The sequence below is a fragment of the Herbaspirillum sp. ST 5-3 genome (genome assembly GCF_004804275.1).
GTDB lineage: Bacteria > Pseudomonadota > Gammaproteobacteria > Burkholderiales > Burkholderiaceae_D > Noviherbaspirillum.
The window spans coordinates 73,527-99,007 of sequence record NZ_STGI01000011.1; the positions used below are offsets into that span (position 1 = coordinate 73,527).

Annotated in this window: 21 protein-coding genes; 11 read left to right on the forward strand and 10 right to left on the reverse strand. The window is 61.7% G+C overall.

Annotated features, from left to right (window positions below; translation table 11 throughout):
* Nucleotides 1–3 precede the first annotated feature (3 nt).
* From E6W33_RS19530 to kefC, 7 genes are all read right to left on the reverse strand, one after another.
* Nucleotides 4–858 (reverse strand): branched-chain amino acid ABC transporter permease, encoded by an 855-nt coding sequence (locus tag E6W33_RS19530; protein WP_136419001.1) that lies wholly within the window; start codon nt 856–858, stop codon nt 4–6.
* Between the two features lie 12 nt (nt 859–870).
* Entirely contained in the window at nt 871–2,088 is a 1,218-nt protein-coding gene (locus E6W33_RS19535; RefSeq protein WP_136419002.1) for an ABC transporter substrate-binding protein, read from the reverse strand.
* A gap of 69 nt (nt 2,089–2,157) precedes the next feature.
* Entirely contained in the window at nt 2,158–5,625 is a 3,468-nt protein-coding gene (locus tag E6W33_RS19540; protein ID WP_136419003.1) for an indolepyruvate ferredoxin oxidoreductase family protein, read from the reverse strand.
* Nucleotides 5,626–5,855: 230 nt separating this feature from the next.
* Nucleotides 5,856–8,552, reverse strand: coding sequence for a LuxR C-terminal-related transcriptional regulator (locus E6W33_RS19545; RefSeq protein ID WP_168798695.1), 2,697 nt, complete (start codon nt 8,550–8,552; stop codon nt 5,856–5,858).
* Nucleotides 8,553–8,652: 100 nt separating this feature from the next.
* Complete coding sequence (locus E6W33_RS19550; RefSeq protein WP_136419005.1) at nt 8,653–9,117, reverse strand: MarR family winged helix-turn-helix transcriptional regulator; 465 nt, start codon at nt 9,115–9,117, stop codon at nt 8,653–8,655.
* Between the two features lie 61 nt (nt 9,118–9,178).
* Nucleotides 9,179–10,678 (reverse strand): MFS transporter, encoded by a 1,500-nt coding sequence (locus tag E6W33_RS19555; RefSeq protein ID WP_136419109.1) that lies wholly within the window; start codon nt 10,676–10,678, stop codon nt 9,179–9,181.
* 363 nt (nt 10,679–11,041) lie between these two features.
* Nucleotides 11,042–12,847 carry a glutathione-regulated potassium-efflux system protein KefC gene (gene kefC, locus E6W33_RS19560; protein WP_136419006.1) on the reverse strand — a complete coding sequence of 602 codons (1,806 nt, stop codon included), beginning with the start codon at nt 12,845–12,847 and terminating at the stop codon, nt 11,042–11,044.
* 449 nt (nt 12,848–13,296) lie between these two features.
* On the opposite strand from kefC, the gene E6W33_RS19565 reads away from it, so the two are divergent.
* Nucleotides 13,297–14,229, forward strand: a complete 933-nt coding sequence (locus tag E6W33_RS19565) for a triacylglycerol lipase (RefSeq protein ID WP_136419007.1) — start codon at nt 13,297–13,299, stop codon at nt 14,227–14,229.
* A 19-nt stretch (nt 14,230–14,248) separates the two neighbouring features.
* Nucleotides 14,249–15,190: a lipase secretion chaperone gene (locus E6W33_RS19570; protein WP_136419008.1), complete on the forward strand. Its 942-nt coding sequence runs from the start codon at nt 14,249–14,251 to the stop codon at nt 15,188–15,190.
* Nucleotides 15,191–15,340: 150 nt separating this feature from the next.
* Here the strand turns inward: E6W33_RS19570 and E6W33_RS19575 are convergent, their stop codons facing one another.
* On the reverse strand, nt 15,341–16,462 hold the full coding sequence (locus E6W33_RS19575) for a GNAT family N-acetyltransferase (protein WP_168798696.1): 1,122 nt from the start codon (nt 16,460–16,462) through the stop codon (nt 15,341–15,343).
* A 467-nt stretch (nt 16,463–16,929) separates the two neighbouring features.
* Here E6W33_RS19575 and E6W33_RS19580 point away from each other — a divergent pair, with 467 nt between their 5' ends.
* Genes E6W33_RS19580 through E6W33_RS19590 form a run of 3 tightly spaced genes read left to right on the forward strand, consistent with a single transcriptional unit; the run spans nt 16,930 to nt 17,843 of the window.
* Nucleotides 16,930–17,217 carry a hypothetical protein gene (locus E6W33_RS19580; RefSeq protein WP_136419010.1) on the forward strand — a complete coding sequence of 96 codons (288 nt, stop codon included), beginning with the start codon at nt 16,930–16,932 and terminating at the stop codon, nt 17,215–17,217.
* 30 nt (nt 17,218–17,247) lie between these two features.
* Nucleotides 17,248–17,535, forward strand: coding sequence for a hypothetical protein (locus E6W33_RS19585; RefSeq protein WP_136419011.1), 288 nt, complete (start codon nt 17,248–17,250; stop codon nt 17,533–17,535).
* Nucleotides 17,536–17,564: 29 nt separating this feature from the next.
* A complete protein-coding gene (locus E6W33_RS19590) occupies nt 17,565–17,843 on the forward strand; it encodes a hypothetical protein (RefSeq protein ID WP_136419012.1) in 279 nt (92 codons plus the stop codon).
* A gap of 69 nt (nt 17,844–17,912) precedes the next feature.
* Here the strand turns inward: E6W33_RS19590 and E6W33_RS19595 are convergent, their stop codons facing one another.
* Nucleotides 17,913–20,009 carry a transferrin-binding protein-like solute binding protein gene (locus tag E6W33_RS19595; protein ID WP_136419013.1) on the reverse strand — a complete coding sequence of 699 codons (2,097 nt, stop codon included), beginning with the start codon at nt 20,007–20,009 and terminating at the stop codon, nt 17,913–17,915.
* 250 nt (nt 20,010–20,259) lie between these two features.
* Here E6W33_RS19595 and E6W33_RS19600 point away from each other — a divergent pair, with 250 nt between their 5' ends.
* Complete coding sequence (locus E6W33_RS19600; protein ID WP_136419014.1) at nt 20,260–20,460, forward strand: hypothetical protein; 201 nt, start codon at nt 20,260–20,262, stop codon at nt 20,458–20,460.
* A 191-nt stretch (nt 20,461–20,651) separates the two neighbouring features.
* Here the strand turns inward: E6W33_RS19600 and E6W33_RS19605 are convergent, their stop codons facing one another.
* Nucleotides 20,652–21,065, reverse strand: a complete 414-nt coding sequence (locus E6W33_RS19605; RefSeq protein ID WP_136419015.1) for a VOC family protein — start codon at nt 21,063–21,065, stop codon at nt 20,652–20,654.
* 286 nt (nt 21,066–21,351) lie between these two features.
* On the opposite strand from E6W33_RS19605, the gene E6W33_RS19610 reads away from it, so the two are divergent.
* Genes E6W33_RS19610 through arsB form a run of 5 tightly spaced genes read left to right on the forward strand, consistent with a single transcriptional unit; the run spans nt 21,352 to nt 25,480 of the window.
* On the forward strand, nt 21,352–21,705 hold the full coding sequence (locus E6W33_RS19610) for a metalloregulator ArsR/SmtB family transcription factor (RefSeq protein WP_136419016.1): 354 nt from the start codon (nt 21,352–21,354) through the stop codon (nt 21,703–21,705).
* A 31-nt stretch (nt 21,706–21,736) separates the two neighbouring features.
* On the forward strand, nt 21,737–22,213 hold the full coding sequence (locus tag E6W33_RS19615; RefSeq protein ID WP_136419017.1) for an arsenate reductase ArsC: 477 nt from the start codon (nt 21,737–21,739) through the stop codon (nt 22,211–22,213).
* A gap of 12 nt (nt 22,214–22,225) precedes the next feature.
* Nucleotides 22,226–22,588: an arsenite efflux transporter metallochaperone ArsD gene (arsD, locus tag E6W33_RS19620; protein WP_136419018.1), complete on the forward strand. Its 363-nt coding sequence runs from the start codon at nt 22,226–22,228 to the stop codon at nt 22,586–22,588.
* Between the two features lie 13 nt (nt 22,589–22,601).
* On the forward strand, nt 22,602–24,380 hold the full coding sequence (gene arsA, locus E6W33_RS19625; RefSeq protein ID WP_136419019.1) for an arsenical pump-driving ATPase: 1,779 nt from the start codon (nt 22,602–22,604) through the stop codon (nt 24,378–24,380).
* Nucleotides 24,381–24,391: 11 nt separating this feature from the next.
* Nucleotides 24,392–25,480: an ACR3 family arsenite efflux transporter gene (gene arsB / locus E6W33_RS19630; RefSeq protein ID WP_136419020.1), complete on the forward strand. Its 1,089-nt coding sequence runs from the start codon at nt 24,392–24,394 to the stop codon at nt 25,478–25,480.
* The last annotated feature ends 1 nt before the right edge of the window (nt 25,481 follow it).

Genomic DNA, 25,481 nt, shown 5'->3' on the forward strand with positions numbered 1-25,481 from the left:
TCCTCAGAAAGCAGCCTGTTTGCCGCGCAGGCCGGCCGGACGCAACAGAAGTGTCAGGAGCACCGCCGTCAGCGAAACCACTTCGGTCCACGATGAAGACACCAGATAGGCCACCGCCGTTTCGGCAAAACCGAGCAGGATGGCGGCCATGATGCTGCCCGGCAGCGAACCCAGTCCGCCGACGATCACGATGGCGAAGGCCTTGGTCAGCGCCGGCAGCGCCATGTGCGGCGATGCGGACAGGAACGGACCCGCCATCACCCCGGCCAATGCAGCCAGCGCAGCAGCGACCGCCACCACGCGGCCATACACCCGGTCGATGGGGATGCCCATGTACTGCGCAGCCAGCGGATCCTGCGAGATGGCCAGCACTGCCGCGCCGGCACGGGTGTGCTGCACCAGCAACCACAGCACGGCCAGCGCCGCCACCGCGACCACCAGCGCGAGCATTTGCTGCCCGCCGATATCAGCGCCGAACACGGTCAGCTTGGTGTCGACGAAGGCCGGCACGTTGATCACTTCGGAACCGAAAGTGACAAGCAGGCCCTGCTCGACCACCAGCGACAGCGCCAGGGTCACCATCATCACCGCCATGGCTGAACTGCGTTGAGGGCGGATCAGCACGCGCTCCACGACCAGCCCGAACAGCGCGGTGATGCCGATTGCCAGCACTGCGGCCACCAGCAGCGGCAGTTTCAGCACGACGGCGAACAGGTAGGTGAGATAGGCGCCCATCGCGTAGAACGCGCCATGCGCCAGGTTAAGGATGCGCGCCACCCCGAATACCAGCGTGAAACCCACCGCCAGCATTGCGTAGATGGCGCTCGTGACAGCGCCGTGTACCAGGATTTCCATCATGCTCTGGCAGCCTTACTTGAGCCAGGGCGGCAGGATGTAGGGGCCGGTACGCAATTCCTTCGGCCACACGATCACGCGCTTTCCGCCTTCCTGCCATTGCGCGAACAGCACATTGACCAGGCCCGGGCCGGCCTTGACGTCATGGTTTTCGTCAAATTGCAGGCGGCCGACGGTGACCGGCATGTCGGTCTTTTCGAGTTCCTTGATCACCGCATTGTTGTCGAAGCTCTTGGCGCGCGTGACTGCCTCCGCATATGCATACACTGCGTCATAGGCGCCATTGCCGGTGTAGACCGGTTCGCGGTTGTAGTGCTGCTTGAATGCGTCGAGGAAGGGAATCGTGCGCGGCGACAACGGTGCGCGGACGATGAAATTGGTCGCCACCTCGCCGATTGCCTTGCCGCCCACGCGCTGGAAGAAGTCGGCGTCCTGGCTCTTGACGTCGATGCCGCCGTACGGAACCGGGATGCGTGCGTCATACCACTGCTTGGCGAAGACATCGCTGGACGCATGCGACAGAATCACGAGCAGATATTCCGCGCCGCTGTTCTTGATCTTGGAGAGCAAGGGCGAGAAGTTGGTGGTGCCGGTATCGAAGGTTTCCGCCATCACGACTTCCAGCCCGCCCTCTGTTGCGCCCTTCTTCAGCACCGGCAGCAAGTCCTGCACCCATTTCGCGCTTTCGCCCACGACGGCGATCTTCTTCAGGCCGAGTTCGCCCTTCAGGAATCCGGTCATGTAGCCGACCTGGCTGCGCGCCAGATGCAGCGAGTTGATCGGGCCGACGCGGAAGATGTATTTGTTGGTCTCGTAATCCTGCTTGACCTTGGCATTGATGGCGGGCGACGCAGCACCGACATTCAGGTAGATGGTCTTGGAAGCGGCGATATGCGGCACTTGCGCCAGCACCACGCCGGAAGTATAGCCACCGACCAGGACGTCGACCTTTTCATCGCCGGTCAGCTTCTTGATGGCGCTGATGCCTTTTTCCGGATCTTCGGTTTCGTCCGCCACCACCATCGACAGCTTGCGTCCGAGCACGCCGCCTTTCGCATTGATCTCGTCAATGGCAAGCTGCGCGCCGTCGCGCGTGTCGCGCCCGATCTGCAACTGGATCGCAGTGGTAACGCCGATCTTGACCGGCTTGTCCGCCTGCGCGAACGCGAGCGCCGGGCCAAGCGCCAGCGTCGCCGCCAGCGCCAATCGCTTCAATGCAAATCTGTATGTCATGTCTCGCTCCTTTTGGATTGTCTTAGTGTTGATGCGGCGCTTTTTTTCACCGCTGCTTTCAGCAAGCTTCTATGCGGCCACCTCCTTTTTCGCGCCGTTCCACCGTTGCAGCAAATTCGTGCGCTGGCTCGCCAGCTTCTGCGCGCTGGCTTCGCGTACGTGGCCGTAGCCGCGTACCTGCTCCGGCCATCCGGCGATCTCGACTGCCAGATCGAGATGCGTTGCATCCAGCCCGTCCAGCAGTTGCGCGATGTCCTGCTCGTATTCCGCAAGCAGGCGCTGCGCCAGCTTGCGCTCGGGGCTGCGCCGGAAGGGATCGAGGAAGGTGCCGCGCAAGCCGCGCAGCCGCGCAAGCACACCGAACACTTGCAGCACCCATGGCCCGAGTTCACGCTTGCGCGGCGCGCCGGTGACCGGGTCACGCTGGGCGAACGGCCAGGCACCGAGATGGAAATGCAACTTGTAATCGCCTTCGAAGGCCTGTTCCAGTTCGGCACGGAATTCCGGCGAGCTGTGCAGGCGCGCGACCTCGAACTCATCCTTGGTCGCCAGCAGCTTGTAGTAGTTGCGGGCCACGGCGCGCGCCAGGCGTTCGCTGCCGTCGAATATGCGCTCCACCTCCGCCACGCGCGTGACCAGGCGGCGATAGCGTTCCGCATAGGCAGAATTCTGGTAAGCAGTCAGGCGCGCGGAGCGGTCGGCGACGATGTCGGCCAGGCGGTTCAGGCTGGTCGGCACGATACTGATCACGGCGGCCGGCTTGACCAATGCCTCGACGGAGACGGGATCGTGCGCCATGCGTCGCCCCCACAGGAAACTCTTGAGGTTGAATTCGACGCTGACGCCGTTCAGTTCGATGGCGCGTTCGATGGCACCGCGCGACACAGGCACCCAGCCGCGCTGCCATGCATAACCGAGCATGAACATGTTGGCGGCGATGGCGTCGCCCATCAGGTCCATTGCCAGGCGCGATGCGGGTAGACAGGCGACACGCTCTTCGCCGCCGGCGGCGGTACGGATGCGCTGCTGCAACTCCTGCGGGTCGAGCTGCCAGTCGGGATTCTTGGTGAAATCGCTGGTTGGCGTCAGTTCGGTATTGACCGCGGCGCGCGTGCGCCCTGCCGCCAGCCGTGACAAGGCTTCATCGCCGGCACTGACCACGAGGTCGCATCCGACCAGCAGATCGGCTTCGCGCGCGGCGAGGCGCGAGGACTGCAGCATCGCCGGATCGTTGCCGATGCGGACATGCGACATCACCGCGCCGTATTTCTGCGCAAGACCGGTGACATCGAGCGTGGTGGCGGCCTTGCCATCGATATGAGCCGCCATGCCAAGTATCGCTCCGATGGTGACTACGCCGGTGCCGCCGATGCCGGTGACCAGCACGCCGTAAGGATGTCCGTCCAGTTGCGGCACGACGGGCTCGGGCAAGGCCGGGAAATCGGCATCCTTCAGCGTGCGCGTCTTGCCGCGCTTGAGGCTGCCGCCGTGCACCGTCACAAAACTCGGGCAGAACCCTTCGACGCAGGAATAGTCCTTGTTGCAGGAAGATTGGTTGATGCGGCGCTTGCGTCCGAGTTCGGTGGCAACCGGCTCGATCGACATGCAGTTGGATTTCTGGCTGCAGTCGCCGCAGCCTTCACATACCGCGGTGTTGATGAAGCTGCGTTTTTCCGGGTCGGGATACTTGCCGCGCTTGCGCAGGCGACGGCGTTCCGTGGCACACATCTGGTCGTAGATCAGCACGGAGACCGCCGGGAAGTGACGCAAATCGCGTTGCACGTTGTCCAGTTCACGCCGGTGTTCGACCTTGACGCCAGCGGGCAGCTGCACGCCGGCATAGCGTTCCGGGTCTTCCGTGACGACGACCACCTTGCCGACGCCTTCGGCCAGCAGCTCGGCGGCCATCTGCGGAACGCTCAGCTCGCCGTCCACCGGTTGGCCGCCGGTCATGGACACGAAGCCGTTGACCAGCAGCTTGTAGGTAATCGGGACCTTGGCCGCGACCGCCTGGCGAATCGCAAGGAAGCCGGAATGGAAATAGGTGCCGTCGCCGAGATTGGCGAAGACATGCTTTTCCTCGGTGAATGGCGCCTGGCCGACCCACATCGCGCCCTCGCCGCCCATGTGGCACATGGTGCCGGTGTGCTCGGGACGCTGCAGCGCGGCGATCGCATGGCAGCCGATGCCTGCCAGCGCACGACTGCCGTCCGGAACCTGGGTAGAGGTGTTATGCGGGCAGCCGGAGCAGAAGTTCGGCATCCGGATCGGGCCGGGACGACGGGTTGCGTCCTGGGCATTGCTTCCCCAGCTCAGGCCAAGCAGCTTTGCGATCAGGGCTGCGACCTGCGGCGGAGCCAGTTCGCCGACCGAAGGCAGGCCGGCTGCGCCGCGTGCCGGCGACCATTCATTGGCACTGTGGAATTTGCCGACAACGCGTGCGCGAATCGCGGAATCGAACAGGATGGTCTTGATCTGGTTTTCAAGGACCGGGCGCTTTTCTTCCACGACAAGGATCGTGTCGAGCCCTTGCGCGAATTGTTCGATGATCTGCGGATCGAGCGGCCATACCATGCCGATCTTCAGCAGGCGGATGCCGTGCGCGGCGACCTCCTCTTCGCTCAGGCCCAGTTCCAGCAGGGCCTGACGCACATCGGTATACCCCTTGCCGGCCGCGACGATGCCCAGCCGCGGGCTGGCGCTGTCCAGCACGATTCGGTTGAGGTCATTGGCGCGCGCATAGTCGAGCGCGGCGTGCAGCTTGTGGTTGTAAAGGCGCGCCTCCTGATCCAAGGGACGGTCGAAGCGGCGGATGCCGAGACCGTCGGCCGGCAATGGCACACCGGGCGTAACCGATCGCGGATGCTCGGGGCCGACGTAGACGCTGCCGGAGGATTCGACCACATCGGTGACCAGCTTCAGTCCGACCCAACAACCCGCATGACGACTCATCGCCAGGCCATGCAGACCGAAATCGAGAATGTCCTGCACATTGGCGGGATACAACACGGGAATGCCGGTGGCGATCAGGATGTAATCGGATTGCGCGGCCTGGGTCGATGACTTCGCCGCATGGTCGTCGCCGCACAGCGCAAGCGCTCCACCCCATGGCGAGGTTCCCGCGCCGTTGGCGTGGCGCAGCACGTCGGCGCTGCGGTCGACGCCCGGCGTCTTGCCGTACCAGATGCTGAAAACGCCGTCGTATTTGGCACCGGGGAAAATCCCGATGTACTGCGAACCCCACACCGCGGTCGCGGCCAGGTCTTCATTGACGCCCGGTTGAAAATGGATGTGGTTCTTCTTCAGCCATTCGGAATTGCGCCACAACTCCATGTCATAGCGACCCAGCGGCGAACCGCGATAGCCGCTGATGAAGCCGGCGGTGTTGCGTCCGGCGGCCTGGTCGCGCATGCGCTGTTGCATGGGCAGCCGCACCAGCGCCTGGGTCCCGGACATGAATGCCCAGCCGTCATTGAGCGCATATTTGTCGTCGAGCGTGATGTCGAGACGGGCCGTCAGTGGAAAAGGTGCATTCATAGCGCGCTGCGTGCGGGCACGGCGGACCCTTGCGACTGGCGCGGCCGTTTGTCCTTCCGGGCGGCGAATGCGTCCGGTTGGCAAACACGGCCGGCGACCGCGCTGGCCCGGACGGGCGTGACGCTGTCTCCATTGTTGTTTTGACCAGCGGGATTCTAAAAGGAACGAGCGTTCGATTCACCACCTGTTCGGGTGGTGAACGTCGCTGCGGTGCAGCATGGGAATTTCCGCTACTCAATCAGGCGCATGCAGCGCGCCCTGGCAATGGCCTGCGCGCGGTTATGCGCATCGAGCTTGGCATACAGATTCTTGAGATACCACTTGACGGTGTTTTCGGAAATCTGGAAACGCACCGCCAGTTCGCGGTTCTGCTCGCCCTGGGCGAGCGCGCGCAGCATCTCGCGTTCGCGCGGATTGAACGGCTCCGGACCCGTTTCCTGCGTGCTATCGATGCCTGCGGGCACCGACTGTCCGCCCGCTTGCAGCACCCGTTCTGCATGGTCGCGCACCACGCCGTGCGGCAACGCGTCCCTGCCGGAAAGCCAATGGCCGATGCGCGCCAGAACCGCATCGCCTTCATCCGCGAAACTGCGAATGAAGCCATGCCGGCTGCCGATAGCCATGGCTGCAGCCAGTTCATCATTCGCCGCAACCGACTGCCCGATGGCATCGAGCGCACAGGCGCGCATGATCGACAGTTTCAAGGCCCGCCAGCCACGATCCAGCGCGCGCGCCTCTTTCAGCAGACGCTCGATGAGCGGCAGCATGGTTTGCGCGTTGCCGAGGCGGATCTGCAGCCGTATCCAGGTGATGTCGCGCGCTTCGGCATCGGTGGTGAAATAGAAATGCGCTTCCTGCGGCTCATGCTGCGCGGCGGCGGCCAGCGTGGTCGCCACCCGCAACTGGTTCGACAAGGTCGCGAAGCGCACCTTCTCCCAGCGGCAAGCAAATGCCAGGCGATGAAAGCGCCTGACCATTGCACGACCCAGCGCCTCGTCCAGCATCGCCATCGCTTCGTTGACCTCGCCTTGCACGAAACGCAGGCGCGCTGCGGTCAGGTAGCCGCCCAGCAGCAGCCCCATCGCCAGATAGCCTTCCTCGGCAGGTGTGTGAATGGCAAGCACCGCGGCCGCTTCGTCCAGCCGGTCAGCCTCGTACAGGATCTCGTTGTGAAGGCCGGAGCCGATGCTGGCGTACTCGATTTGCGCGTGATCGGCGGGCGGCGTGCGCACGTCGATACCGGTGTAGCACGCCATGGCGCGATGCAGCTCTCCCCTCGCCGCCCACGCGGCAGCACGTAGGCCGACCGTGGCCGACATGCCGAACAGGTTGGATGCCTTGCGATTGTGGTGATCGGCGCGGTCAAGCAGTTCGAGCGCGGCGTCGAAATGGCTCATCGCGATTTCGCCAAAGGCGCGCACGTTGGTCATGATGCCGAGCGCATAGTCGCCGGAGACCTTGCTCAGGTTGCGCGCCGTGACTTCCATCACCTGTCCCACGTCTTCCGCGACGGCGGGAATCAGGGCTTCGAGCGCGAGGCAGTCCTCCCATACCAGCGGGGCAAAGGGCCGGCTCTCGGCCAGGGAAAACAACTGGCGCAGGCGGGCTTCCGCTTCGTCGATCTGGTGGAAATAGGTATGCGCGCGGGCTGCCGCCCACACGATGTCCGGATGATCATCCGCGATATGCGAAGGCAGTCGTCGCACCCATTGCAGCAGGGTCGCGAGATTGCCGGCCTTGACCAGTTGCTTGGCTGCGCGCTCCATCATGCCGGCGGCAAAGCCTGGTTCGTCCGCCTCCATGGCATGACCGATCGCCTCGATCAGTTGGCCGTGCTGTTCCAGCCAGAGCGCTGTCTTGCGATGCAATTGCTGCGCCATGCCGGGGTGCAGTCGATCGAGGCGCGTGCGCAGGAAATCGGCCAGCAAGGGGTGATATCGGTAGGCACCGTTGCGCACATTGTCGAGCGGGATCACGAACTGGTTGCGCCGCCCCATTTCATGCAGCAGCTGCGCACTGTTGCGGATGTCGCACAAGGCGTCGCACAAGCCCGGCTCCAGGTAACGCAGCACGCTGGTATGCAGCAGGAAGGATTGCTGCTCCGCCGGCTGGCGATCGAAAATCTCCCCGGCCAAATATTCAGCAAGATCCGACGCGCCATCCTGCAAGACTTCCAGAAAACCCTGCGGCGCTTCGCTGCGATTCAACGCCAGCGAGCTGAGGCGCAGCATTGCCGGCCAGCCTTCGCAGCGCTCGGTCAGCAACGCATGCCATGCTGCCGGAACGGCGTTGCTTCCGCCGGATCCATGCAGGAAGGCGCTGGTCTCGTCCGAATCGAAGCGTAGCTGGCGGGCCGACCATTCCAGCACCAGTCCGCTGGCCTTCATGCGTCCAAGCGCGAGACCGGATTCCGGCCGGGTGCCAATCACAATGCGCAGGTTGTCGGGTGCGAAGCGCAACAGGCGGTTGAGCAAGGCCAGTGCTGCAGGTTCCTGCACCGATTCAAGCTCGTCGAGGAACAGCACCTGCGGTTCGGGCAGACGCTCGACATTGTTGAGCCAGAAACCGAGATCGGGCATGTGCGGCATCGCCAGCGATTCCTGCGACTGGCCGGGATATGGCTGTCCGATGACGGCCTGCAAATGCGTCAGAAGATGGTTGAGGTCATCGTCGCGCGGGTCCAGCGTGAGCCAGCGGCAATGCGCGCCGTTTTGGGTGAGGCGCGCGAACAGCTGGCTCATCAGGGTGGTCTTGCCGTAGCCGGCCGGAGCGCGCAGCAGGAGGACGCGCCAATCGGGCATCTTGTTCAGCGCGTCGAGCAGCTTGTGCCGCGGCAGCATGCCTGCTGTCAGGGTCGGCGGATGGAGCTTGCTTCCCAGCGCCGCGCCTGCAGCGACATCAAGGTTTTGCCTGGAAAGGTCTTTCATGGGAGCGACTGACTTCCCTTCGTGTCGAGAACGTGCTGGACGATGTGGAGCGGACATTATCGCAGCATTCCAGAACGAAAAGCTTCGGGCGCTGCAGGGCTCAGGCCAGCGCGTCTTCCGATGTCTCCTGCTGCTTGTTGCTGGCATTGAAGCGGCCTTCGAGCAGCAACAGGGAGTCCATCAACTGGCGCAGCTGATGGTCGGGGATGCTGCCCAGCGTGCGCTTGACGAAGGAGGCGCGTTTCGGAAGGCTGTGCTCGACCTGCTGCTTGCCCGCATCGGTCAGGGTGACATTGGTGATGCGCTTGTCGTGCTGATCGGTGTGGCGCTCGATCCAGCCCAGCGTCTCGAGTGCGCTGAGCTGCCGGGAAAGCGCGCCGGGATCCATGTGGGACGCGTCGCCCAGCTGCTTTTGCGGACAGGGACGCTCTTCGGTGTACAGGTACAGCATGACCCGCCAGCGCGGCAGGAAATGCCCGACTTCCTTTTCGTATGCGCTCATGAACGCCCGATAGGTGCGTCCGAGCTGCTGAAGCACTTTCAATTGTTCAACCGCATCAAGCATTTCCACTCCCCTTGCGCCCCATGGCTCGCATTATCCCCGATTCTGCCGGTTTTTCGTCCTGTCAGCGGCGTAACTGGAGGCGCGGCACGCGGCGCAATTGCAATACCGCAAGCACGGCGACGGCAACCGACAACATCTGACCGACGTGGATGGACGATACCAGCGACACGCGTGCCATTTCAATCAGGTCAAGGCCGTTTTGTCCGGCCGCATGCACCTGGGCCAGCAGGTGCCCCTGCTCCACCTTGTTGATCAGGATCTGCGGATCTTCCAGCGGTACCAGCCATTGCGAAGCATGCATGGACTGCAGCGCATCGCTCACGCGGCTGATGTACAGGTGATTGACCAGGGTGCCGACAAGCGCGGTGCCGAGCATGCCGCCCACCATGCGCAGCGACTGGATCATCGCGGTCGCAATGCCCAGATGGGCGCGGCCGGCGGTCTCCTGGGTGAAGATCGTCAGGTTCGGCAGGATGAATCCAAGGCCGAGTCCGCTGCCGAGCAGATAGAGCGCCACCAGCGCATGCGGCGTCGTATGCTTCAGTGTTGCGATGCCGATGCCCGACAGGCCCAGCAAGGCGAAGCCGGTAAACATGATCCAGGCGGGATTGGGCACGTGCGGCAACAGCCGGCTGTTGGAAATCGAGCCGATCGTGATGCACACCACCAGCGGCGTGATCAGCATGCCGGCCGCATTCGGCGACAGTCCGAAGCCGCCCTGCAGCAGCAAAGGCATGTAGAACAGCAGCGCGAACATCATGAAGCCCATCATCACCGACAGGATGAACAGCGAGGCGAGCGCCGGATTGCGGAACATGTCGAATGGCAGGATGGGATTGCTCGCCCGCTTTTCACAGAAATACAAGCCGACAAAAGACGCCACGCTGCCGGCCGCCAGCAGTGCCATGGCGATGCTCAGTCCGTGTTTCGGCAGCAGTTCGACGAACAACTGCAGGCTGCCGAGCGAGCTTGCGATCAGTAATGCACCGATCCAGTCCAGCTTCATCGGACCCTCGTGCTTGTGGTGGCGAATCAGCGGCATATGACGCCAGACGAAGTACACGCTGAGGAGTCCCACCGGAAGATTGACATAGAACACCGAACGCCAGCCGGCGTATTCGGTCAGGAAGCCGCCGAGCGACGGTCCGACCGCGTTCGCGATGCCGAATGCCGTGCTGATCAGGACTTGCCAGCGCAGTCGCACGCGAGGTTCGGGAAAAAGATCCGGGACGGAAGCGAATGCGGTGCCGACCAGCATGCCGCCGCCGATGCCCTGCAGGCCGCGTGCCAGTACCAGGAAGAGCATGCTGCTTGCCATGCCGCACAAGGCGGAAGCGAGCGTAAAGATCACGATCGATGCGACGACGAAATACTTGCGCCCGAAGTGATCGCCCAGTCGCCCGAAGATCGGCACGGTAATGACCGACGCCAGAAGATAGGACGTGGCGACCCACGCATACAGGTCGAAACCCTTGAGCTCCGCGACCACGGTCGGTAGCGCAGTGCCGACCACCGTCTGGTCGAGCGCCACCATCATCACGACAAAAAACAGACCCAGCATCGCGAGCAAGGACTCGCGGAACGACCTTCCTTGCGTGCCTTCTCGGCTCGGAATGGTGACTGTTGCTGGATTGGAATCTGTTGCTTCGGTAGTGTTGGCTTGCTTTTCCACGGGAATTGTTTGACATCACAATCATTGACATGTCAATGATATTACGCCTCACCGAAACCCGTGTCAAACGCCCTCCACACATTCACAGAGCGATTGCAAGAACCACTACTCGGTCCCCGAAAGACACGAAAAATACAAATAGTGCTCGCGTTGCATTTTTTCGTGTCTTTCGTGTCTTTCGTGTCTTCCGTGGACGACATAATGTTTCGCCTTCCCAACGCTTCCCCTCATCCAGTCACGCTGCACATATACTCACTTCCCTTCCGCACCCCTGCTCTCGGCCTCCCAGGCTTCCGCGTCGCGCGCGAACATGTCTTCCAGTTCCTTCCGGCCCTGCTTGGCCATCGAAATCATCTGCGGCTGATCCTTGTAATGCGGATACGCGGCTTGCAGCAGCTTGATGTTATGCGCACGAAATTTCCGGACCACATCCTCCGCCCGGTCCCGCTCATACCCCAGCTCCTGCAGCACTTTCCCGCCGAGTTGCAGCGATGCCTCGAAGGTTTCGCGTTCGAGGATGGACACGCCGCGATCCATCAGATCGTAGTAATGGGTAACGTTGCGCGCACGGGCCAGGATTTTCAGGTGCGGAAAGTCGCGCCTGACCATATCAACCAGCGCAAGGCTGTCCTCGACATTGTCGATCGCGACCACCAGCAACTTGGCCTTCTCCACCCCGGCGGCACGCAACAAGTCGGCGCGCGAGGCATCGCCAAAGAACACCTTGAAACCGAACTTGCGCAGCAGATCGACCTGGTCCGGGTCGTGGTCCAGCACCGTGGCGCGAATCCGGTTGGCCAGCAACAGGCGACCGATGATCTGGCCAAATCGGCCGAAGCCGGCGATGATGACCGGATCCTCCTGCGGCTCGATCTTGTCCGCCGGGCGCCGCTTCTCTCCCCTGAAACGCGGCGCGATCCATTTGTCGTAGAGCACCAGCAGCAATGGCGTCGTCACCATGGACAGCGCGACCACGACCACCAGCAGCGATGCGATCTGCGCGGAAAAGACCCGAGCCGTTGCCGCCGCCCCGAACACCACGAAGGCAAACTCGCCGCCCTGCGACAACACGAATGCGAACAAGGCCTGTTCGCCGCGCGGAATGCCGAAGCGTTTGCTCAGCACATAAAGCACTCCGGTTTTGAGGAGCAGAAAACCCGCCACGAGGCCGAGCACCAGCAAGGGCTGCGCGAGAAACACCCCGAAATCGACCGACATGCCGACCGCGGTGAAGAACAGTCCCAGCAGCAAGCCCTTGAACGGTTCCAGGTCGCTTTCCAGGGCGTGCCGGTATTCGGAGTCTGCGAGCAGCACGCCCGCGATAAAGGTGCCGAGCGCCATCGACATCCCGACCGACTGCATCAGCCAGCCAATCGCGATCACCAGCAGCAGCGCGAAGGAAGTGAATATCTCCCGCAACTGCGTCTTCGCGATGAAGCGCAACAAGGGGCGGATCAGATAGCGCCCGCTGAAGATCAGCGCGATCATCACCGCGGCCACTTTCGCCGCGACCATCCATCCGCCTTCGGTATCGTCGCGCGGCATTGCGCCCAGAAACGGAATCAGCGCGATCATCGGAATCGCCGCCATGTCCTGGAACAGCAGGATGGAAAATCCCGCCGCGCCGGCCGGTGTTGCCTTGAGGTTGCGCTCTTCCAGCGTCGCGAGCGCGATCGCGGTGGACGACAAGGACAAGCCGAGCGCCGCGATCAGCGCGGTCTTCCAGTCGAGCCTGAGCGCAAGCCCTGCCCCGAACAGCACGAGAGCGCCGACACCAACCTGCAGTGTGCCCCAGCCAAATATCGGACGGCGCAAGGCCCACAAGTGCTTCGGATCCAGCTCCAGCCCGATCAGAAACAGCAGCAGGACAACGCCGAATTCGGAAAAATGCAGGATGACATCAACGCCTTCGATCAGGCGCAATCCCCACGGGCCAATCGCCATGCCGGCCAGCAGATAGCCGAGCACGGCGCCCAGGCCAAGGCGCTTGGCGATGGGCACCGCAATCACTGTGGCGGCAAGGTAAATCAGGGAATTGAATAGCAGGCTGTGTTCCATCGGAGGTCTCGGCCAGGCGCGAGCAATGTCGCAGATGCTGGTACTTTACCGCGGGACCGGAGAAATCGCCGATGGAAACCCGTTGTTGAATGAAAGAAGCGCGATGGCGTGCTCTGCACGGTGATCTCGAGCATCAAAACATGTCGGAAATGGGCCGGTCAAGTCCTTGAATCTCACTTCGTGATCGCGGGGACCAACTGTGGCTTCCCAAGTCAACAAAAATATCGGCGCGCTCATTGTTTTTATACAAATCCGGACAGACAATCGCTTCGTACCAAGTCGACCATGTGCCTGCTCAAGGGGTGATCGAAATCAGGCGTAGAGCAAGAGTGGTAAAAACCACCTCAATGGCTTGGAACACCGCTCGCAGGGAGGCGGAACGACAAAACAGACTGCCGAAAAGGCAGCAAAGGTCGTAAAAACTTAAACACCAATTCATGGAGACAACAATGAAAACCCAGCTACGGAAATGGCTGTCTGCAGCCCTTATTGCAATTTGTATTCTGCCGGCCCAGTCCTGGGCAGTCGGCTATACCCAGACCAAATACCCGATCGTGCTCGTGCATGGCCTGTTCGGCTTCGATAATATCGGCCCGTTCGGTTACTGGTACGGCATTCCCTCGGCCCTGACAGCCGACGGCGCCAAGGTTTATGTGACACAGGTGTCGGCAGCCAACAGTACGGAAGTGCGCGGCGAACAATTGCTGACCCAGGTGAAGCAAATCCTGGCAGCCACCGGCGCCGCCAAAGTCAACCTGATCGGCCACAGCCACGGCGGCCCGACCGCGCGCTACGTGGCGTCGGTGCGGCCGGACCTGGTGGCCTCGGTCACCTCCGTCGGCGGCGTCAACAAGGGTTCCGCGGTGGCCGACATCCTGGTCCACGTGGCTCCGCCGGGCTCCCTGTCCAATGCCGTGCTGACCTCGGTCACCAATGCCCTGTCCAGCCTGATCAACTGGCTGTCGGGCAACCCGTCGCTCCCGCAGAATTCATGGGCAGCCGCAATGTCGCTCAGCACTGCCGGTTCGGCAAAGTTCAACGCAGCCCATCCTGAAGGCGTGCCGACCACCGCCTGCGGCGAAGGCGCGTATCAAGTCAACGGTGTGCGCTACTTCTCCTGGAGCGGCGGCAGTTCTTACACCAATGTCCTGGACGTCGTCGACCCATGGCTGCTGTTGACGTCGGCTGCGTTCGCCGGCGCCAAGAACGATGGCCTGGTCTCGAGCTGCTCCAGCCACCTGGGCAAGGTCATTCGTGACAACTACGGGATGAATCACCTCGACGAGGTGAACCAGACGGCCGGCATCGTGAATCTTTTCGAAACCAATCCCAAGACGCTCTATCGCCAGCATGCGAATCGCCTGCAAAGTCTTGGCCTGTAATTTCCGATAGAGATTCCTCATGCAAATAAGGAAACGATATCTTGGCGTGGCGGCGGCTTTGGCCGTCGCCATTTGTTACGCTGCCTGGCCGACGCAGCCTGAACCCAGGGTGGCGCTCAAACCACGCGGCGACGGCAATCTGTTTTCCTTCGTCAGATCGATGGACGGCACCCGGCCGGATGGCAATGTCACCTCCTCCCCCGACGACCAGCTGGTCGTCGATGCGGAGCTGCCGCGCATGTTCGATTACTACCTGGCTGCGGTCGGCGAAAAATCGCTGGACCAGATTCGCGCCGAAATCGAGCGTCAACTGGACCAGCGCCTGAAGCCGAACGCAGCCGCGCAAGCCAAGCGCCTGCTGGCCGCCTACCTGGATTACAAACGCGACTTGGTCACAGTGGAAGAGAACTTGCAGGCCGGCGCCACCGGCAACGGAATCGAAGCGATCAAGGCACGCCTCGACGCCATCCGGCAATCGCGCCTGCAATTTTTTACTCCCGAAGAAGTGCAGGCCATGTTCGGCCTGGAGGATGCGTACGACCGGTATAACGTTGAGCGGTATGAGATTGCCCAGGATAAAGCCCTGACGGACGCGCAAAAGGGGGAAAAGCTGGCAGCGCTGGATGCGGCGATGCCGCCCGAATTGCGCAAGGAACAGGAGGCGCCGCTGGCCGTCGTCAAACTGGAAGAGTCGGTGCAGAAAATGCGGGCAAACGGTGCCAGCGATGACGACGTGTATCGCACGCGCGCTGCCACGCTCAACCCGGAAGCAGCGGCGCGCCTGAGCGAATTGGACCGCGACGAGGCCGCCTGGAAAAATCGCATTGCCGACTATCTGGCCCAGCGCAGCAGCCTGCTTAACGCCAACATGGCGGATGCGGACCGGCAGGCGGCAATCCAGCAATTGCGCAACAGCCGCTTTGACCCGCAGGAACAGATGCGCCTTCCGGCATACGAGTAACCGGTTTTATCGGCGTTGGAAATCTCCCTTTCTGGCAGGAGTGACGCACGGTGCCGCAGAATGATTCGCGCTGCGAGCACCTGCTATTTTGCCGCTTAACGGATTGGGCCGACTTCAGATTCAACACCTGCACAGAAGTTCGCAGTTCAATCAAGGAACGCGCAGTGCGCTCGCGCGCTGGCTTTTTGCCGCTCGCCATGCCGCCAGCATTTTTCCGACTACTCGCCAGTGAAACCGCTTGTCCGTTGCCGCACGGTGAACGATCCATCGATTGGCCTGCAGCGCATAGCCCTTGCACGCGGTTCTCGTCGCTATTCCCGCGTGCCGCAGAAGCGCGCCCCGGGAGCGATACAAGGTGATGTGGTCGAAAGCCTGCAACTCGCCGAGCAAAGCCGTCTTGTACTCGTACCAACTGTGACCGAGATGAAAATGTTCCGCGCCCGATTCAATGGCATTGCATATCGCCAGGTAGCAGCACAGCATGCCGAGGCGGTAATCGTCGTAGGCCGGATCATGTGCATTCACCCGCGATATCCAGTTCGTCCCGATGCGGTACATGATCGTGCCGCCGCACAGGCGACCATCGATGGTGGCAAGCAGAACGGCGCCGCTGCGCTGAACCAGCTTGATGATGTTGCACGTTTCATCTTCGTCGATGCCGAAGGAGATGCCTTTGCCAGCGATGCGCGCGCGGCTCAGTTCGATGATCTCGCGGATGAGCCGTTCGTCCACCTCGCCGCGCTCGACGATGCGATGCCTGAATGAGGGGAAATCGCGCTCCACGCGGTTGCGATGACGCTTGAGATTCTTGCGCGTGGAGGAACCCAGGCGCGCAAGATAGTCTTGCGGTGTGGACGGCAGCGTCACAATGAAATCTTCGGCGCAAAAAAAGCGCTGCTGCAGCAGCGGGACGCCGCGCGACTCCATCTGCACCGCATGCAAGATGATCATGTCAACCGGATCGGAGCCGGCAAACATGTGATGCGCGAAGCGTTCCACCTCAGCCGCCTCAAGTCGCATTCCCTCGTTGACCACATACAGCCTTGTCCCTTCGCGCCGGTACAGGAAGACCGCCGTCGGCACGCCATTCCGTCGCGCGATATAAGTGCTGACGCCTGCCAGACTCGCGCAGGCGTGAAAGTAAGTCAGTGAGGAATACAGCGTCCCGTACAGCCGGTCCAGCTCCGGCCCGACATGGGGCGGCACCTCATTTTCATGCACAACAATATCGGCCTCGGCCGCGAAATTCGGCTCTATATCGAAAGGTGTCATGTCTCTTCGGACGGCATCGCGCGCTGCGTCGTAGCCGTCACCTCCGGAAGATTCCTCTTGTCGGCGAGCACTTGTTCGCTCTGCCACTTGTCCAGGCGTCGGCGTGCAACGGCCTGTTAAGACTGCGAGCGAGCATGCAAGGGGAAGTTCCGGCTTTTGCGTTTCCTGCGTGGAGGGCTTTGAACCGGCGCAAGCAGATCGTGGAGCGCGTCGGCAAGTGTCTGGTGCGAACGAACAGAAGTGCATCAGTCTGTTTGGCGGGGACCACCACGCCTTCGACCAGCATCTTGCGAAAAACAGTAGCAAGACGTATCACGAAGAAAGTATTTTTCCTTTTAATTCAATGGCTTGGAAGATTCCGCGTGAGGTGTGACGCGAGCTGGCACAGTCCCTGCGATATCCCTCTCGAGTGCGACAAAACGCTCACCAACCAAACCCGAATCATTCATTTTTAAAGGAACATCACCATGAAAACCCTGACCATCAAAGACCTGTCCCGCACCGAAGAACTCGACCGCGATGCCATGGCTGCCGTACACGGCGGCACCGGCATGGGCAAAGGCATGATGCCCTACTACTGGGGCGGCCCGTCATACAACGTCAACAAGAACGACTTCTCGTTCGACGCCAGCCAGTTGATGTCGCAAAGCCAGAACACCGAAGTCAACAACGGCAACAACGTTGCCTTCGCAAGCAACATCACTGCCAACGTCAACCCGACGCAGACCGGCACCAACAAGATCGACTTTCTGTAATTTATTTTGAAAACCTTCAGGAGAACAGACATGACCACATTGATCATCAAAGACATCGCTGCCATCGCAGAACTCGACCGCGACTCCATGGCTGCCGTACACGGCGGCCATGGCATGGACAAGGGCATGATGCCCTCTTACTTTGGCGGCCCGTCGTTCAGCCTCAACAAGAACGACTTCTCATTCGACGCCAGCCAGCTGATGTCGCAAAGCCAGAACACCGAAGTCAACAACGGCAACAACGTTGCCTTCGCAAGCAACATCACCGCCAACGTCAAGCCTACGCAGACCGGCACCAACAAGATCGACTTTCTGTAATCAAATTGAAAACCTATTGGAGAACCGACATGACGACACTGATCATCAAAGACATCGCTGCCACCGAAGAACTCGACCGCAAAGCCATGAGCGCAGTACGCGGCGGCACCAGCAAAGGATTGACGCCCTACTACTGGGGTCCGAGCGTGAGCATCGACAAGAACGACTTCTCGTTCGACGCTACGCAAATGCTCGGCCAGAAGCAGGATACGCTGGTGAACAACGGCAACAACGCTGCCTTTGTGTCGGGGATTACCTCCACGGTAAATCCGAGCCAGACCGGTACCAACAAGATCAACTTCGGTTAAGAAGTGACACGGTGAGGGGCAGCCCTCACCTGCATGCGAAGATGAAGGGCGGGTATCCGCCCTTCACTCTTACTGCTTGCGTGCGATGAAACCGCCCACTGAAGCGGCCCCAGTCGTTGCGTTCGACAGCGAGAAGCTGCCGCCGATTTCTGCAGGGCCTGCGCCGCTGCCTCCTGCAAGCACCGGGCCGAAGAACCGGCCGCTCAATCCGCCATTCAGCGTGCCGTTGTTGACCGCGCCGGTCAGGTAGTTGGCGACATTGCTGCCCGCGGCACCCATTGCGGTGGAGGCGCTCATGGTGACAGGCACCGCCAATGCGGCATCGTCATCCGTATGCGTATTCTGGATCGCGACGCTGACCGAACGGGTGGCAAAGTCGACGGTAATGAGCGCCGAACCACGGAAGAATGCAGCATCTTTGGTGGCCGAGGCAGCGTACCAGCCGAATACGATGCCGGAATAGGTCGCCTTGCCCGAGGCCGGTACGCTGGCCGGATCGGATACCTGCCCGAAGGCGACCATGCCGGTGCGTGCCTGATTATGCTCATCGCTGCCGGCGCCGGCGGTCCACTCCACGATGCGGACAGTGTCCTGCGTGAGCCAGGCGCCGAGGTTGGCATACTGGTAGCTCCAGTTGCTCAACTGGCGATAGCCCTTCGAGCCGGGGAACGGCACGCCGAAGCCATTCCCGCCGGGCAGGATGGTCGGATTGCCATTCGCATCCGGCAAACCATTCCCAGCATGCACGTCGCCGTCGCCGTGCAGGCGGCTGGCGCTCGTCGTATCCGGCATGATGCCGCCGGTCTGCCAGTCGCCCGTGTGATGCTGGATTCCGGATGTCTCGATCGTCGGGCAAGGCACCATCTCGGGCGGACAGCGCGAAGGATCGCTGCGCGGGAAGTAGCTGTTGTTCGCGTAGTTGAGCTGCGTGGCGGCCGTCCCCTTGCTGGCGACGTCGTAGAAGGCCAGGTTGGAACTCGGCGGCAGCGCGCCTGAACTGATCATTCCAGAGGAATCGATCTGGACGCGGCCTTGCGTGGTGCGGAAGGTCTCGACGATGATCGGACGCTCGACCTTGCCATCCCACGAAATGCCCAGGTTGGACAGCAACAGCACGGGGTTCGACACCAGCCCGTCGCTCGCCTTGAACACGCGCACCTCGGCCAATCCGCCGCTCGCAGGCGCAAGGCCCCAAGCCGCGGTGGCGTCGACGATGGGCGTGGCCAGGTCGTTGGTCGATTTGCCATACGCCTGAACGCCGGAACTCGTCAGGGTGACGCCGTTCTCGGTGCGGATGATGCTTCTGCCGCTGCACTGGGTGTTCGCGCCCTCGACGCAGGACATGGTCATCTGCACGCCGTCCGGCACAGGCGACGGCAGTCCCGGCGGCGGCGGGGGATTGGGATCGGTGGACGTCGTAGCATATTCACAGATCTTGTTCGCGCCGGGCAGCGGATCGCCAAACACTTCGTTGTTGCAGCCGATCGTATTCGTGGCGGTGAGCGTCGCATAGGTGCCGTTCAGGCCGTAACGGACCTGCGTGGTGCCGGAGAACGAGCAGATGCCGTTTTCGTCCGCACACTTTGTCCATCCTGGCGTCGGATCGGGGTCTGGTGGCGGCGTGGACCCGGATAAAGTGTATTCGCAGATTTTGTTGGCACCCGGTAGCGGGTCACCGAAGACTTCATTGTTACAGCCGATGACGTTGGTGGCGGTGAGGGTCGCGTAGGTGCCGTTCAGTCCATAACGCACCTGCGCGGTGCCGGAGAAGGAACAGGTGCCGTTCTCGTCCGCGCATTTTGTCCAGGTCGTCGGGTCTGGCGTGGGATCGGGTACGACGGTGATCGTCCGATACTCGCAAGTCTTGTCCGCGCCGGGCACCGGATCGCCGAAGACATCGTTGTTGCAGGCAATCGCGGAACTTGCCGTGAGCGTCGCATAAGTGCCGTTCGCGCCATAGCGCACTTGCGTGGTGCCGGAGAACACGCAGGTACCGTTCTCATCCGCGCATTTTGTCCAGGTCTCAATATAGGTGTCGGCGAGCAGTTTGGATGTCGCGTTGGATTGTTGTCCTCCCGCGGAGACGTCTTGATTGCCGCCGCAGCCAGTCAGTCCAATCATGAGTAGCATGGCGAACGCGAATGCGACGCTTCCGGGTGTTTTCATTGGTGTTCTCCGCATTGAAACACTCACGAGTCTACGAGTTGCGGATTTGCATATGCTTGAGTGGCATCAATTGCCGATCGTATAAGAAAAAAATCGGCTTTCCCCTGGGCATGTCTCATTGATTCGCGTTGCAACCAGTCTTCAGGACGTGGCCAGAGACAGCCGGGTTGCGGTTACTGGCGGCATCGAGCAAATGTGTTTATGCTCCGGTCTGACAGCGGCACACGCAGCTGATACCAAGGTGAATGCAATGGCAAAGAAAGAGAAACTTGATCCGGAAACCGCCGCGCTGATTCAGTGGTGCACGGAGGTGGAAGGATTCCTGGTCGCGGGCGGAGCGACGCTGGCCCAGGCGCAGGAACATATCGAGGAACAGGTCGAATGGTTCACCGACATGTTCTACGACGGATTGTCGCCCGAGGAGGCGGCGAAAGCGGCATTAAGCGACTGAGAGCGAAGCGTCCGGCGGCAGGGCCGTGCATCGCCGCCGACGCCTCTTCAATCTCGATTCCGCACGGATACTATCCGGCGAACGCGCGCCGCAGTCCTTCACGCAGTCCTTCAATATCGATCTTCTTCATCTTCGGCCTCGCAGCCATCGCGCTTTGCACAAAGGCTGCGACGCCGACTGCAAGACTTGTCTTATTTCGCGTCCGGCGCATGCCAGTTTCGCGGTACCGGTTGCAGCATGCTCACGCGATTACCTTCTGTGTCGATGAACGAGACGTACTGGCCGACGCCGGGTATCTCCATCGGCTCACCGAGCACCTGACCGCCGGATTCGCTCACTTTCCTCGAGGATTCCTTGATGTCGGTGACAGCGATGACGACGGAGGGATGCTGCGCCGGCCATTCCGGATTCTTCGAGTAGAAGCCGCCGTTGATCGCACCGGGGCGCTTCGGTCCTGCATCGTCCGTCTCGGTCGTGGTGGCGATGACGTAGTTGCCCATCTCCGGGCCGAGATTTTTCGTTTGCCAGCCAAAGGCCGACTCGTAAAACGACGCCATCCGGTCTTGATTCTCGTACGGCATTTCAAAGTGAACGACTGGATCCATGTCTTTCTCCATTTCGGTTGAGTAAGGATGCGCTCCCGCGTGCGTCGGGCAGTCGCACGCGTCGCGGTGCTGTTTCTTGTTTCCAGGTTTGAAATCGCTCCCAGTTGATATGCAGGATGGTGCATGGAGAATCCTTGTCAAGCATGATCATCAGGTTTTCCTGACCGGTCCAAATTCACGGCAGCAAGGGTTGTGAGGCATCCTTCGCGCATTTTGCATTGCGTCATTTCCATATTTCGACTATCCTTGAAATATCGAACAACACAAGCCGACCGGCTTCCGAAACATGGACACCTCCGCCGCCGTCTCCGCACTTTCCGCGCTCGCCCACGAATCCCGCCTGTCGGTATTCCGACTGCTGGTCCAGGCCGGGCCGGAAGGAATGGCCGCCAGCAAGATTGGCGAGAAGCTCGACATTCCGCCCTCCTCGCTATCCTTTCATCTGAAGGAACTGACGCACGCCCGGCTGATCAGCCCGCGCCAGGATGGCCGCTACATCATCTATGCCGCCGCGTTCCCGACGATGAACGCATTGATGGCATTCCTGAGTGACAACTGCTGCGGCGGCAATCCGTGCATGCCGATCCCGCAGTGCACGCCCGACTGCCAAAAGACCGCGGACACATCCTCCGCAGATTGAGGCCCCTCTTTCCGACCAACGCGATCAGCACATGAACGTTCTCTTTCTATGCACCGGCAATTCCTGCCGCTCGATCCTGGGTGAAGCGACCTTTAACCATCTCGCCCCGCCAGGCTGGCGCGCAATGAGCGCCGGCAGCAAGCCGACCGGCCAGGTCCACCCGCGCTCACTCGCGCTGCTGGCCAAGGAAGGTATGGCCACCGACGGCTATTACAGCAAGTCGTGGGATAACTTGCCGGCCACGCCCGACATCGTGATCACCGTCTGCGCCAGCGCGGCCGGCGAGACCTGCCCGGCTTATCTTGGTCCTGTACTGCGTACGCACTGGGGCGTGGAAGATCCGGCGCACGCGACGGGCACCGATGAAGAGATCAATGCCGCCTTCCGCAAGGCGTATCGCATCCTGCGCGCGCGCATCGAGGCATTTCTCGCCCTGCCGCTGGATACGCTCGAACGCGACAAGACGGCACTCAAAGCAGAACTGGACAAGATCGGTCAACTCGTTTAAGGAGCATTCATCATGGCAAGCATTCAAGTATTCGATCCGGCATTGTGCTGCAGCAGCGGCGTCTGCGGCGTCGACGTCGACCAGCAACTCGTCACCTTCGCAGCCGACGTCAGCTGGCTCAAGGAGCAAGGCGTTCAGGTGGAACGCTTCAATCTCGCGCAGCAGCCGATGGCCTTCGCAGAAAATGCCACCGTGAAGGGGTTCCTGGAGCGCTCCGGACAAGAGGGCCTGCCCCTGATCCTGGTCGATGGCCAGATCGCCTTGACCGGCCGCTATCCGCGCCGTGCCGAGCTCGAGCGCTGGGCGGGTCTCGCAAAACCCGCCATCGAGGTCAAGGCGGCCGGCGGATGCTGCAGCGGATCGAACTGCTGTTAAGGAAGGTCCTGCCATGCGATTCCTCGACACCCCTCCCCCCTTCCTCTTTTTCACCGGCAAGGGCGGCGTGGGAAAAACCTCCCTCGCCTGCGCCTCGGCCATCCAGCTCGCGGACCAGGGCAAGCGTGTCCTGCTGGTCAGCACCGATCCTGCGTCGAACGTCGGGCAAGTTTTCGGGATCACCATCGGCAACAAGGTGACCACGATCGATGCGGTACCGCGCTTGGCCGCACTGGAGATCGACCCGCAAGCGGCGGCGCAGCAATACCGCGACCGGATTGTCGGGCCGGTGCGCGGCGTGCTTCCCGAGGCGATCGTCAAGGGCATCGAGGAACAATTGTCCGGCGCATGCACGACGGAAATCGCGGCATTCGACGAGTTCACCGCGCTCCTGACCGACCCGGCCCTGCTGCTGCAGTACGACACCATCGTGTTCGATACCGCGCCCACCGGGCATACCATCCGCATGCTGCAATTGCCCAGCGCCTGGACCGGTTTTCTGGAGGCCGGCAAGGGCGACGCCTCCTGCCTCGGGCCGCTCGCCGGTCTGGAGAAGCAGCGGAGCCAATACAAGGCGGCTGTCGACGCGCTGTCCGATACGCATCGCACCCGGCTCATCCTGGTCGCGCGGGCACAACGCTCGGCACTGCTCGAAGTCGCGCGCACGCACGAGGAACTGTCCGCAATCGGCTTGGCGCAGCAATACCTGGTCATCAACGGCGTGCTGCCCGTTGCTGAGACGACGGATGATCCCCTGGCCAAGGCCATCTACGAGCGTGAGCGGGCGGCGCTGACCGAGTTGCCGGCAGCGCTTTCCGTACTGCCCGTGGACTACGTTGCCTTGAAGCCTTTCAATCTCGTCGGCCTGCCGGCATTGAAGAGGCTTCTGAGCGACGAGACAGCAGCATTGGCGTCAGGAACACCTCCTTCCCGGCCACCCGCAGCGCCGGACCTCGCATCCCTGGTCGATTCGATATCCGGCGACGGTCATGGCCTGCTCATGCTGATGGGCAAAGGCGGTGTCGGCAAGACCACGATGGCCGCAGCCGTTGCGGTCGAACTGGCCAGCCGGGGCTACCCGGTTCATCTGACGACCTCCGACCCGGCGGCGCATCTTTCCGAGACCTTGGCCGGCTCGCTTGAGAATCTGACCGTCAGTCGCATCGATCCGCACGCGGAAACCGAACGCTATCGCCAGCATGTGCTGGACACGAAAGGCAAGGATCTGGATGCACAGGGACGCGCGCTGCTGGAAGAGGACCTGCGCTCGCCCTGCACCGAGGAAATCGCCGTATTCCAGGCGTTTTCGCGGGTGATTCGTGAAGCCGGAAAGAAGTTCGTCGTGATGGACACCGCACCGACCGGCCATACCCTGCTCCTGCTCGACGCAACCGGCGCGTACCATCGCGAAATCGTCCGCCAGATGGGCCACAGCGGCATGCATTTCACCACGCCGATGATGCAACTGCAGGACCCGAAGCAAACCAAAATCATGATCGTGACCCTGGCGGAAACCACGCCAGTGCTGGAGGCGGCGAATCTGCAGGATGACTTGCGCCGGGCCGGGATCGAACCCTGGGCATGGATCATCAACAACAGCCTCGCTTACGCCAACCCGCGATCGCCCTTGTTGCGCGAGCGCGCCGCAAATGAAATGACGCAAATCGAAACCGTTGCTTCCCGCCATGCGCAGCGCTGGGCGATCGTCCCCTTGCAGGCGCAGGAACCGGTCGGCGTCGAGCGCTTGCGCATGCTGGCGCGCCACGCAAGCGATATCCCCGCCCACTCCTGAACGAGAGCATCATGTCCGCACAATGTGAAGTTACCGGCAAGCGCGCCGCCAAGGCGCCGCTCAGTTTTTTCGAACGCTATCTGACCGCCTGGGTGGCCTTGTGCATCGTCGCCGGCATCCTCCTCGGGCAAGGTTTGCCCGACATCTTCAAGGCCGTCGGCGCGATGGAAATCGCGAAGGTCAATATACCAGTGGGCTTGCTGATCTGGGTGATGATCATCCCGATGCTCCTGAAAATCGACTTCGGCGCCCTGAACCAGGTGCGCGCACATGTCAAAGGGATCGGCGTGACACTCTTCGTCAACTGGCTGGTCAAGCCGTTTTCGATGGCACTGCTGGGATGGCTCTTCATCCGCGTTCTGTTCGCGCCGCTGCTGCCCGCCGCGCAGATCGACAGCTATATCGCCGGCCTGATCCTGCTGGCGGCCGCACCCTGCACCGCGATGGTTTTCGTCTGGAGCCGCCTGACCGACGGCGATCCGTATTTCACCCTGTCGCAGGTGGCGGTCAACGACCTGATCATGGTGTTTGCGTTTGCCCCGGTGGTCGGCCTGCTGCTGGGTGTCTCCAGCATTACCGTGCCGTGGGACACACTCATCACGTCGGTCATCCTGTACATCGTCATCCCGGTACTGATCGCGCAGGCGCTGCGGCGAATACTGCTGGCCAGGGGGCAAGCGGTGTTCGATGCGGCGATGGGGAAGATCCAGCCGTGGTCGATTGGCGCGCTGCTGCTGACGCTGGTGCTGCTGTTCGCGTTCCAGGGTGACGCCATCATCAAGCAGCCGCTCGTGATCGCGCTGCTGGCTGTGCCGATCCTGATCCAGGTCTTCTTCAACTCGGCGCTCGCGTACTGGCTGAACCGCAAGCTCGGCGAAAAGCATTCGGTAGCATGCCCTTCCGCCTTGATCGGCGCGTCGAACTTTTTCGAGCTGGCGGTCGCCGCAGCGATCAGCCTCTTCGGATTCGAGTCCGGCGCTGCGCTCGCGACGGTGGTCGGCGTGCTGATCGAAGTGCCGGTGATGCTGCTGGTCGTGAAGGTGGTCAATGGCAGCAAGACCTGGTATGAAGCTGGAGCGCATTCCGCGCCGCGCGGCTGAT